Origin of the sequence: Mycobacterium sp. E735 (assembly GCF_001666955.1) — a bacterium.
GTDB lineage: Bacteria > Actinomycetota > Actinomycetes > Mycobacteriales > Mycobacteriaceae > Mycobacterium.
The window spans coordinates 22,073-32,437 of record NZ_LZIX01000111.1; the positions used below are offsets into that span (position 1 = coordinate 22,073).

The window sequence follows — 10,365 nt, forward strand, 5'->3', positions numbered from 1 at the left end:
TCACTAAGCAGCGGTAGGCCGCATCACCCTGGCGGCCAGGAGCGAGGCGATCAAGACACCCGTCAATCCGGCGACGGGAGCCACCGACGACGACCATCCCGACAACACGAAATAGCCGAAGGCGGCGCCGACGGCCAGCAGGGTCGCGTGCACGGGCGTCCAGTGCTCGATGGCCGGCAACCAAAACGCCAACCCCATGCCAAGGAGCAGCGCCAGAACGTGACCGAACGCGGTGAAATCCGCGTCGAGCGTCGCCATCAACGCGACGCCGAGCCACCACCCGATCCAGGCCGGGCGCCAGCGGGCCGGTATCGATGCGGTCAGGGCGCCCAGCACGCACACCGCGCCGTAGCTGATCCCGACGTCGGTGGCGCGCGCCACCGAGAACGGGAGCCATCCCGTTTCCACCGCGGCCACCAGCCCCACCGCGACGATCACGGTGGCGCCGATGTGGCCGACGGCGAAGGTGATCAGCAAACCTCGCCCGCGCCAGATGAGTTCACCCAGCGCCAGCAGGCACACCAGGCCCGGCAGCCAGAGGAAGACATCGCCGCCGTCGCTGACGAACGCGCTGCCGACCAGGCTGCCCAGGTTGCCGTGCGCCAGGTTGTGCAGGTTGGTGCTCATATCCCTTACCACCGCGGCGCGGGTGTGCCCGCCCAGCGCCGACAGGGTGACCGAGACGGCGAGCAGCATGACGGTATACGCCGCCGTGACGCGCAGCCGGTCGGGGCGCGCACGAAGGTCCGTGCGGGACACCATCACTGACCGGTCCAGCCCCGGTCGCGCGCCAGCAGGTCGGCGACGGTTTCTCTACGCACAAGTTCACGCGACTTGCCACCGGAGACCGCGACCAGGGGCGGGCGGCCCACCATGCTGTGGCTCGGCACCATCGAGTGCTGGTAGGCACCGGTGCACGCGACGGCCAGCAGATCTCCCGGGCGGATGTCCGCGGGCAGCTCGACGTCGCGGGCGATTTCGCGACCGTCGCCGTGCCGGCCGACGACGGTGACCGGTGCGGTGACGCTTGGAGGGTGCCGATTGGCCAGCGCCACCGTGTATTTCGCGCCGGGCCGCTCCATGCCGTGGATGTCACTCGACCCGCCGTCCACCGCGACGAAGGTGTGCCCTCCGGGCTGACGTTTTACGGCGATCACCCGGCAGAGCATCATCCCGGCCCGCGCGGCGATGGCGCGGCCCGGCTCGATCACAATTCGCGGGCGAGGGAATTCGTGCTCGCCACAAGCCGATTCCAGCGCACCGTCGATGACGGTTCCCAGCGCACGTACGTCGAGTTCGGGGTCGCCCGGGAGGTACGGGACTGCATGCCCACCGCCCAGATTGAGTTCACTGAGCACGACCTGATGGCGGTCGCGGACCTCGGCCATCACACCGATCATCTGGCGGATCGCCTCACCGTAGAGCGAGGCGTCGGTGAGCTGTGACCCGAGCCGGCAGTGCAGCCCCACCAAATCCAGCCACGGCTGATCCAGGACACGCCTCAGCGCGCCGGCAGCCTGGCCGCCGGATAGCGCGAAGCCGAATTTCTGGTCGATCGCCCCGACGTCGGGGATGACCCCCACCAGGACGCGCTGACGGTGACGCACCCGGCAGGCCAGGAGTGAGACCTCGCTGGGCGTATCGATGACGATCCGTCCGACACCGGCGGCGATCGCGTCGCACAGCTCGGCCGCGGTGATCACCCCATCCAGGATGATCTGCGACGGGGGGACGTCGGCGGCCAGCGCGGTGGCCAGCTCACCGGCCGAGGCGACGTTCACGCCGGCCCCTTCGTCCGCGGCCCAGCGGGCCACGTCGACGCTCAACAGCGCCTTCCCGGCGTAGATCAGCTCGGCGTCGGGCAGTGTCGCGCGATAGCCCCGAATCCGGGCCCGGAAATCCTCTTCGTCCACCACGTACGCGGGCGTGCCGAATTCGGCGGCGAGGTCGTCGGCGGCCACGTCGCCCACGCAGAGCCGGCCCAGGTCGTCAACGTAGGCGCTCAGCGGCCAGATCGCGCGATCGAGATGCGGGTTCAGCCCGTGCCTCAGCGACGGAAGCAGCTCGAAGAGCGTCATGCCTCTACGGTGCCGGTCCGGCCCGGCGCGTGCCGCGTTCTTAACGAAGCCTTCACACCCGTGCGGCAAATCTTCACAGATTCGGAACACTGGCCGCGATCGAGGCGATCACCTCGTCCGCGGACACGATCGCGGTCGCGTAGTTCGGAATGTTGACCTCGAGTGCGGCGCGCATCTCGACCTCCGAGTAGTCCGCCGTCCCGTCGCGCACCACCGTTACCTCGTACCCGAGCTCCGCGCCGTAGCGAACCGTGGCTTCGAGGCAGGTGTGGGCGATGAGTCCCATGACGATGAGCCGATGAACGCCGTGCCTCTTGAGCTGCAGGTCCAGGTCGGTGTTGGCGAAACCGCTCGAACACCAATGCTCGTGGGCGACGACGTCACCGGGCTGCGGCTCGAACCCGGTGCGAAGCTCACCGCCCCAGGTGCCGAATTCGAAGGTCTTGCGTGACCACGCCGCCTTCTGCACCGGCGCGATGTGTTTCCACGTCTCGTAATCGCCGGGGCGGTATCGGCGATGCAGCGCATAAAAGACGCGGATGTCCGCCCCGCGGGCCGCGTCGAGCACCCGCTTCATGTGGGTGACGCAGCCGTTGCCCTCGATGACGCCTTTCAGGCGCTCCCAGACCTTGCCGCCCGGGGAGATGAAGTCGTTGTAAGGATCGATCAACACCAGCCCCGTCGTGTCCTTGCTGTACGTCACGCGGTCATCATCCCTCGTGGACGCCTTGACTGACCGATCTGCCTGCTGCTACACATGGTTGCGCCACAAATTTGGGCGATCGCCCAAAAAGGCGGCGCTTGGAGGTGACGATGGGCCGGATGGACGGCAAAGTCGCGTTCGTGACCGGCGCGGCGCGCGGACAGGGCAGGAGTCACGCCGTCCGGCTCGCGCGCGAAGGCGCGGACATCATCGCCGTCGACATCTGCCGCAAGTTCGAGGCGTCACCCGTGGAGGGCGCCACCCCCGAGGATCTCGACGAGACCGCCGGCTTGGTCAAGGACGCCGGAGGCCGGATCGTCACCGCCGAAGTCGACGTCCGCGATTTCGACGGGCTGCGCGCCGCGGTGGACAGCGGCGTCGAACAGCTGGGACGCCTCGATGTCATAGTCGCCAACGCCGGCATCGGGACGACGGCGGGAAAGCTGCACAAGACCCCTGAGCCGCTGTGGCAGGAGATGATCGACGTCAACCTCAGCGGCGTCTGGAAGACGGTGAAGGCAGGGGTTCCGCACGTCCTGAACGGTGGCCGCGGGGGCTCCATCGTCCTGACGTCGTCGGTGGCGGGGGCCAAGGCCTACCCACACGTCGGCCACTACGTCGCGGCCAAACATGGGGTCATCGGCCTGATGCGTTCGTTCGCAGTCGAATTGGGCCAGCACATGATCAGGGTCAACGCCGTCCTCCCGACTCACACGAGCTCGCCCCTTCTGCTGAACGAGGCCACGTACCGCGCTTTCCGGCCCGAACTGGAGAACCCCGGACCCGACGACCTCGCGCCGGTGTGCCAGAGCTTCCACTACCTGCCCATCCCTTGGGTGACGCCCGAGGACATCAGCAACGCCGTGCTGTTCCTGGCCTCCGACGAAGCGCGCTACATCACCGGCGTCGCGCTGCCGGTGGATGCCGGCAGCTGCCTGAAATAGAGGAACGAATGACCGTCACCAGCGAGACGTCCGTCTACTACGACCCTTACGACACCGGCATCATCGCCGATCCGTATCCGACCTACGCGCGGCTGCGCGACGAGGCGCCCATCTATTACAACGACCGCTACGACTTCTGGGCGCTGTCAAGGCATTCCGACGTCGAACGGGCGCTGGCCAACTGGGAGGCGTTCTCCAACCGGCGCAGCGACATCCTCGAGCTGATCCAGTCGAAATTCGAGATGCCCGGCGGGGTCATGATGTTCCAGGATCCGCCCGAACACACACGGTTGCGCGGACTGATGTCTCGCGTGTTCACGCCCCGCCGGATGGCCGAACTCGAGGACCAGATCCGGCAATACTGCGTGCGGTGCCTGGACCCGCTCGTCGGCTCGTCGAGCTTCGACATCATCGCGGAGCTGGCCTCGATGATGCCGATGCGGGTGATCGGGATGCTGCTGGGAATCCCGGAATCCGAACAGGTCTCGGTGCGCGACGCGAACGACGCCAACCTGCGAACCAAGCCGGGCGCTCCGTTGAAGGTCGCCGACGCCGACTCGATCGCTGACGGCCGGATCTACGCCGACTACGTGGAATGGCGGTCCAAGAACCCGTCCGATGACCTGATGACGACGTTGCTCAACGTCGAGTTCGACGACGAGGACGGGGTGCACCGCAAACTGACGCGCAAGGAGGTGCTGCATTACACGCAGGTGGTCGCCGGCGCCGGCAACGAGACGACCGGCCGGCTGATCGGCTGGCTGGCCAAGGTGCTCGCCGAGCATCCCGACCAGCGCCGCGCGGTCTATGAGGACAGGTCGCTGTTGACCCGCACCGTCGACGAGACGCTGCGATTCGAACCGACGGGACCGCACGTCGCGCGTTGGATGGCCAGGGATTTCGAGTGCTACGGCACGACGGTTCCGGCGGGCAGCGCCATGCTGCTGCTCTTCGGCGCCGCCAATCGCGACCCCCGCCGCTACGCCGACCCGGACAGCTACGACATCCGGCGGGACAACATCTCGCACATCACGTTCGGGAAGGGTGTGCACTACTGCCTCGGCGCCAACCTCGCCCGTCTCGAGGGCCGAGTCGCGCTGGACGAGATGCTCAACCGCTGGCCCGAATGGGGAATCGACTACGAGACAGCGAAACTCGCACCGACCTCGACGGTGCGCGGTTGGGAGCGGCTAGAGGTGGTGCTGCCCTGAGTCAGGCGCCTCGAACCGGTCGATGAGCCGGCTGACGAGCGCGATGGCCTCGTCGTGGCCGCGCGTCGCGCCGAGGGAACCTTCCATGATGAGGGTCTGGCCGACGGCGGCAATAACAACCGCGAGGCCGGCGGGCGGGAATTCCGCGACATCCAGCGCATTCTCGCGGACAACGTGGTTGAGTGCGGCGATCTGCCGGCTCCGCCACCGTTCGGACCACGCCGCGATCTCGGCCCGAATGTCCTTGCGGTGGTTGGCCAGGCCCATGAACTCCTGCAGCAGCCGGGCGTCCTTCGGCTCGATGAGGGTTCGCCACAGGGCATGCAGGGGACGGTCGGAGGCCAGCGCCTGATCTTGGCGCTCGAGATAGGCCGCCGCGCCGCGGCGGAACACGTCGAGGTACAGCTCGTCCATGGTGGGGAAGTAGTAATGCACCAGGGCCGGTTTCACGCCGGCCTTTGCCGCCACCCGGCGCGAAGTCGCCGCCGCATAGCCCTCGTCGACCATGATCTGGATCGTTGCGTCGATGAGCAAGTCGCGGGTCGTCGAGTCCCTGGCCATCACCGGACCCTAAGTTGGGCGGTCACCGGGAATCAACAACGCCCATGATTAGAAGATGGAGCGGCGGGGAACTGTTTGACCGAACATTTCAGAAAGTGAAGGATCACAGCGTGGCCGCCAGCTTCCGGGACATCATCCAGTCCAAGTACCTGCTCCTGACGACGTTCACCAAGGACGGCCGCCCGAAACCGACGGCGATCTGGGGTGTGCCAGAAGGCGACAAGCTTCTGGTCATCACCGACGACGGCTCCTGGAAGGTCAAGCGGATCAACAACACGCCGCGGGTGACGATCGCCAGGAGCGGATCGCTCGGCAAGCCGAAGAGCGAACCGGTCGAGGGCGTGGCCCGGGTCCTGCCGAAGTCCGAGACGCGGCGCGTCTACAACGCCGTGCTCAAACGGTACTGGTATCACGCCTGGTGGTTCTATGCCCATTCGATCGTGCGGGGCGGCATCGACAAGGTGCACGTCGGCCTGGAAATCAGGCCGGCCGCTTAGCGTCGCTCTTGGGATCGATCAGGATCTTCGCGTGCGCCTCGGGGTCACCGAGCGCGTCGAACGCGGCCTCGACGCCCGACAGCCCGACCGTCCCGGTGATCAGCGGCTCGACGTTGACCTTGCCGTCGGCGAGCATATGCAACGTATCGCGGAACTCGATCGGGGTGTAGCCGAGCACGAACCGCAGGTCTATCTCTTTGTTGATCGCCATCGCCGGACGGATGTGGTCGGCACCCATACAGACGCCGACGACGACGACGCGCGAAAACAGCGGCGCGCCGGCGATGATGCCGTCGATAATCCCGGGCACGCCGACGCACTCGAAGATGACGGGATGCTTGGGCGTCGCCGCGCCGGCGGCCTCGGCGGCGCGCCAGAGATGCCACCACGGCAGCCGAAGGCGCTGCAGCCGTTCGATCGTTCCGACCGCAAGATCGAACGCCTCCAGGATGCCGTGCAGGTGTTTGCGGCCCGCGTCCGTGGCATATGGCGACTCCTGTGCGGGGTCGACGACGATATCTGCCCCGCAGGCCGTCGCCAGCGCCCGGCGGCCAGGTGAGAAGTCGCTCGCGATCACGGTGCGTACACCGTGCGACTTGAGCATGCAGATCACCGCGAGACCGATTGGCCCGCAACCGATGACGATCGCGACGTCGCCTTTGCCCACCTCGCCGCGCCGGACGGCGTGCCAGGCGACGGCCATCGGCTCGGTCAGCGCGGCGACGTCGGGGGACAGCCCGTTGGGGACGGCGAACGTCAACGACCGCTCAACGAGCAACTGTTCGGCGTAGGCGCCGGGCGCCATCGTCGAGAGTCCGATCCCGTGTACCTCTTTGCCGCGCCGCAGCAGCGGCAGGGCCACGACCCGTGTGCCGGGCCGTGGGGCCTTCCGGGTGCCGGGTCCGTAATCGAGTACCTCGCCGCAGAATTCATGACCGAACACGACGCGCTGATCCGACCGCATGAACGCGTCGTACCCGGACTCGGCCATCACGTCGGCGAGCTCGTCGCAGTGGCGGCGGGCGTGCAAGTCGGATCCGCAGATGCCACACCTGAGCACCTCGAGCAATAGCTGCCCCTTGGCGGGGGTCGGCGCCGGGACGTCGACCACGTCGAGCTTGGCGTTGGTGCACGTGACGCTCTTCATTCTTCGATCCTGCTACACGGTCGCCGATCTAGGGCCAACCGGTTGCAGTCCTGCCGCCTGTTTCAACTCGTCGTAGGCCCGCCGGGTGCACCGGGAAAGGTGGGGCATGTCGTCGAGTGCCGCGGCATTGGCGACGAAGCCGAAGTCCATGCTGTCGTGATAGGACGCGAAAGTGGCGTTGAGTCCGATCGAGGCGGCGATGGCGGAAATCGGATAGATGCCGAGCAGGCGCGCACCGTTGAGGTACCGGATCTCCCTGGCCCCCGCCACGTTCGAAATGACGAGGTTGCATGCCGGACGGGCGACACGGTCGAGGTGCGTCGAGGCCCCCAGGCCGGCGAGCGCAACCAACCCGACCGCGTAGGTCATAGCGGCCTCGTTGGACATGCGGGCGAGTTCCTTCTTGCAGACGGCGACCGAGTCCACGACCTGATGGATCCGTTCCGCCATGCTCGCCCCCGGCTCTCCGAGGCGTGGGAACAGGGCCGACACTCGGGTGCCTATCGCCGTGTCCCCGGCGTCGCGCAGCGACACCGGACACATCGCGATGAAGGGGTGCGCGAAGTCCCGGCCGGTCTCCCGGAGATAGGCGTGCAGCCCGCCGTCGACGACCGTCACCGCCACGTCGTTCAGGGTCGCCCCGAGCCGCCGGCCGATCTCATGCATCTCTTCCAGCGGCAAGGAAAGCGTCGCGAAGCTCCGCCCGATCTGCAACGGGGCATTGGTCGGGGCGTGCTGGGCCGTAAACGGCAGGCTGCCCTCGAGATGCGTTCGGAAACGGCTCGCGAGCACCTTGCGCAGCGCGCCGACCGAAAGCTGGTTCAACACCCCGACCTGCGTGATCGCCCCGCGAATCGAATCGACCACGCGCGCCGTGACGGGCGTCGGTGGGTGCTGTTTGGTCGGTGGCGCGCCGAGCGCAAAGGCGGGTGCGGGGACGACGCGTTCCCCCGTCATGCTCAACCCGGCATACAGAAGCCTCAGACCGGACTCGCCGTCGATGATCGAGTGATGAGTCTTGGTGTAGATCGCGAACATGCCGCCCGGCACCCCATCGATCACCCAACACCGGAAAAGCGGGCGGTCGCGGTCGAGTTGTGGCTCGTGCAGATCGGCGACGAGTCGCAGCAGGTCGTCGTAGGAGGAGCCGGCGGGCAGGGCCAGGTGTCCGACGTGGTAGTGCGGGTCCCACTGCGTCATCTCCCGGAACCGGGGGGCGCCCCGGCCGAGCAGCTCCGGAATGTAGTTGAAGGGCGGCGCCGGCGTGCACGCACGGTACGCCTCCACGATTTCGCGCACTATGGGCGCGCGGCCGGCCGGCTTCTTGAACAACAGCATCGCGCCGACGTGCGTCGTGCCGGAGGGCGACTCGATCAACAGCCATGAAAGGTCCAGCGGCGGAATCGGTTTGGTCATGCCGTACCTCCGATCGGATGTCCCGTCACCCGGCTTGGGTGCGCGGAAGCCCGAATATTACGGCGATGTTCTCTCCGTGGACCACGGCCGACGAGGGCACTAGGGCCCCGGTATGGCAGCCGTTAGTCCCTCAGCTCTGGCACGCGGCGCCCCGCTCAGCTCACGGCACGAAGGGCTTCGAACGTGTCAGCCAGAGTCTCCTGCGGATCCCGGTAGGTAATGCCGAGTTCCCGCTCGCTCGGTGAATCGTCGGACGCCGGCATCTGCGTGTAGTACTGCATCCCGGCCCACGTGAAGGGCGTATCGAAGGGTACGAACCGGCTGGCGCGATCCATCACCGCGCCGGCGACGCGCAGGGCGGTATCGGGGATCGGAACCGAGACCATCGCCGACCCGGACACCTCGCCGAGCATTTTCGCCAACTCTGCCGCCGGAACGCGATGGCCGCCCGCCATGTACCGGCGCGGGCCGCGGCCGGGTTCGAGGAGCGCCGCGTGCAACGCTGCCAAATCGCGCACATCGACGATCAACCAGGCCCCGCTCCGGCCCGGGATCACATGCATCTGCAGGGCGGCCCTGACGCCTTCGCCGGCCTCACCGAACTGGTCACCCACCGGCGGACCGATGACCATGCCCGGGTAGGTGATGTTCACCGGCGCGCCCGCGTCCTGCAGACCGCGGGCATAGATCTCGACCTGCGCCTTGGACGTCCCGTAACCGTCCGCCCCTCCGACGACCGGCAGGTCCGCCGACAGCTCTTCCAGGCCCGCATGGAAGAGCGCGCTGAAACTGGACACGTGGACGATCGGGTCCAGGCCGAGTTCGACGGCCTGACCCAAGACGTTCTGGGCCCCCTGCATATTGGTGGTGAGCATCTGCGCGGTCTGGCGCGGGTCGGTGGCCACCAGGGCCGCGCTGTGCACGACGGCTTCGCAGCCGTCCAGCGCCTGGCGCACCGCCATGCGGTCCGTGATGTCGGCGACGGCATAGTCCGACACGTCGACACCCAACTCCGCCACCGAAGTCTTCAGCTTGGCGGGGGTGCGCACCAGAAACCGGATGTCGTGGCCGGCGTCGGCTATGGCCTTGGCCGTCCAGCCGCCGACGAATCCCGTACCGCCTGTGATCAGAACGCGCATGGTGGAATCTTTGCAGGACCGGGTGGCCTACAGGTGACTGGAGGCGAAGTTGGCGGCTTGGCCCGTCATCCCGTTCATGCCGTAGGAGGTGTGCGCGGCGAAGCCGTCGCCGCCGGCGCTGCCGCATATCGGATCGCCCTGCGCGCAGAGCTCCAGCGTCTTCGGCTGATACAGCGGGCCGATGGCGAGCGGCGGGGCGTGGTACTTCTGCAGGAAGTCACCCGACGGCGTCCCGAACAGGGTGACCGCGGCGACGTGGTTGGCGACGTCCGCCGGCATGGGCGGCGGCACGGCCGACGCGGGCACGCCCGCCGGAACGGCTGCCGACGTCACATACCCGGCTAGCGCGGCGCCCTGCGAATACCCGCCGAGCACCTCGCGGGTGTTGGGGCAGTTCTTCGCCGTGGCCTCGACGTGCGAGCTGGCGTCACGGATGCCGTCGACCACGGTCTGGGGAAAGTTCGGATTTGAAAAGTCGGTGCTCGCAGGGTAATTGACCGCATACACGCCGAGCGATCGGGATCCGATCTGCGAACGCAGCGCGTCCACGAACGACCCGCCGATGCCCCCGACGCCGGGCGGCTCGCCCGACCCGCGCGCGAATACCACCTCCACGTCGGGACACGCCGGATCCGCGGACGCCGACGGGCTGGGCGCGCTGGCCACCAG

The 10,365-nt window shown here is 67.6% G+C and carries 11 protein-coding genes; 3 read left to right on the forward strand and 8 right to left on the reverse strand.

What is annotated here, in order from left to right; all coding sequences use genetic code 11:
• Positions 1-3: 3 nt before the first annotated feature.
• The 3 genes from A5704_RS09495 to A5704_RS09505 all read right to left on the reverse strand — a co-directional run bounded on the left by A5704_RS09495 (position 4) and on the right by A5704_RS09505 (position 2,781).
• Positions 4-762 (reverse strand): rhomboid-like protein, encoded by a 759-nt coding sequence (locus A5704_RS09495; protein ID WP_067747247.1) that lies wholly within the window; start codon positions 760-762, stop codon positions 4-6.
• Complete coding sequence (locus tag A5704_RS09500; protein WP_067783080.1) at positions 762-2,078, reverse strand: diaminopimelate decarboxylase; 1,317 nt, start codon at positions 2,076-2,078, stop codon at positions 762-764. Before A5704_RS09500 ends, A5704_RS09495 begins: the two co-directional genes overlap by 1 nt.
• 73 nt (positions 2,079-2,151) lie before the next feature.
• Positions 2,152-2,781 carry a cysteine hydrolase family protein gene (locus tag A5704_RS09505; protein WP_067747204.1) on the reverse strand — a complete coding sequence of 210 codons (630 nt, stop codon included), beginning with the start codon at positions 2,779-2,781 and terminating at the stop codon, positions 2,152-2,154.
• Positions 2,782-2,891: 110 nt separating this feature from the next.
• On the opposite strand from A5704_RS09505, the gene A5704_RS09510 reads away from it, so the two are divergent.
• A complete protein-coding gene (locus A5704_RS09510) occupies positions 2,892-3,725 on the forward strand; it encodes a mycofactocin-coupled SDR family oxidoreductase (RefSeq protein WP_067747249.1) in 834 nt (277 codons plus the stop codon).
• Between the two features lie 8 nt (positions 3,726-3,733).
• Positions 3,734-4,936 carry a cytochrome P450 gene (locus A5704_RS09515; RefSeq protein WP_067747206.1) on the forward strand — a complete coding sequence of 401 codons (1,203 nt, stop codon included), beginning with the start codon at positions 3,734-3,736 and terminating at the stop codon, positions 4,934-4,936.
• On the opposite strand, the gene A5704_RS09520 is transcribed toward A5704_RS09515, so the two are convergent.
• Positions 4,916-5,497 (reverse strand): TetR/AcrR family transcriptional regulator, encoded by a 582-nt coding sequence (locus tag A5704_RS09520; RefSeq protein WP_067747208.1) that lies wholly within the window; start codon positions 5,495-5,497, stop codon positions 4,916-4,918. The genes A5704_RS09515 and A5704_RS09520 overlap by 21 nt on opposite strands.
• Positions 5,498-5,607: 110 nt before the next feature.
• Here A5704_RS09520 and A5704_RS09525 point away from each other — a divergent pair, with 110 nt between their 5' ends.
• A complete protein-coding gene (locus A5704_RS09525) occupies positions 5,608-5,994 on the forward strand; it encodes a PPOX class F420-dependent oxidoreductase (RefSeq protein ID WP_067747251.1) in 387 nt (128 codons plus the stop codon).
• Here A5704_RS09525 and A5704_RS09530 read toward each other — a convergent pair.
• From A5704_RS09530 to A5704_RS09545, 4 genes are all read right to left on the reverse strand, one after another.
• Complete coding sequence (locus tag A5704_RS09530) at positions 5,978-7,141, reverse strand: zinc-binding dehydrogenase (protein ID WP_067888693.1); 1,164 nt, start codon at positions 7,139-7,141, stop codon at positions 5,978-5,980. The genes A5704_RS09525 and A5704_RS09530 overlap by 17 nt on opposite strands.
• A 12-nt stretch (positions 7,142-7,153) precedes the next feature.
• The gene (locus tag A5704_RS09535) at positions 7,154-8,557 is read right to left on the reverse strand and encodes a wax ester/triacylglycerol synthase family O-acyltransferase (protein ID WP_067747212.1); all 1,404 of its coding nucleotides are present in this window, start codon (positions 8,555-8,557) and stop codon (positions 7,154-7,156) included.
• A gap of 155 nt (positions 8,558-8,712) precedes the next feature.
• Positions 8,713-9,696 (reverse strand): NAD-dependent epimerase/dehydratase family protein, encoded by a 984-nt coding sequence (locus A5704_RS09540; RefSeq protein ID WP_067747214.1) that lies wholly within the window; start codon positions 9,694-9,696, stop codon positions 8,713-8,715.
• 27 nt (positions 9,697-9,723) lie between these two features.
• Positions 9,724-10,365 (reverse strand): cutinase family protein, encoded by a 642-nt coding sequence (locus A5704_RS09545; protein WP_067888696.1) that lies wholly within the window; start codon positions 10,363-10,365, stop codon positions 9,724-9,726.

What these genes read in the sequence shown, in the direction of transcription:
- A5704_RS09510 (WP_067747249.1), top strand. Translation starts at nt 2,892, where the DNA reads ATGGGCCGGATGGACGGCAAAGTCGCGTTCGTGACCGGCGCGGCGCGC.
- A5704_RS09515 (WP_067747206.1), top strand. Translation starts at nt 3,734, where the DNA reads ATGACCGTCACCAGCGAGACGTCCGTCTACTACGACCCTTACGACACC.
- A5704_RS09500 (WP_067783080.1), bottom strand. Translation starts at nt 2,078, where the DNA reads ATGACGCTCTTCGAGCTGCTTCCGTCGCTGAGGCACGGGCTGAACCCG.
- A5704_RS09495 (WP_067747247.1), bottom strand. Translation starts at nt 762, where the DNA reads ATGGTGTCCCGCACGGACCTTCGTGCGCGCCCCGACCGGCTGCGCGTC.
- A5704_RS09535 (WP_067747212.1), bottom strand. Translation starts at nt 8,557, where the DNA reads ATGACCAAACCGATTCCGCCGCTGGACCTTTCATGGCTGTTGATCGAG.
- A5704_RS09530 (WP_067888693.1), bottom strand. Translation starts at nt 7,141, where the DNA reads ATGAAGAGCGTCACGTGCACCAACGCCAAGCTCGACGTGGTCGACGTC.
- A5704_RS09520 (WP_067747208.1), bottom strand. Translation starts at nt 5,497, where the DNA reads ATGGCCAGGGACTCGACGACCCGCGACTTGCTCATCGACGCAACGATC.
- A5704_RS09540 (WP_067747214.1), bottom strand. Translation starts at nt 9,696, where the DNA reads ATGCGCGTTCTGATCACAGGCGGTACGGGATTCGTCGGCGGCTGGACG.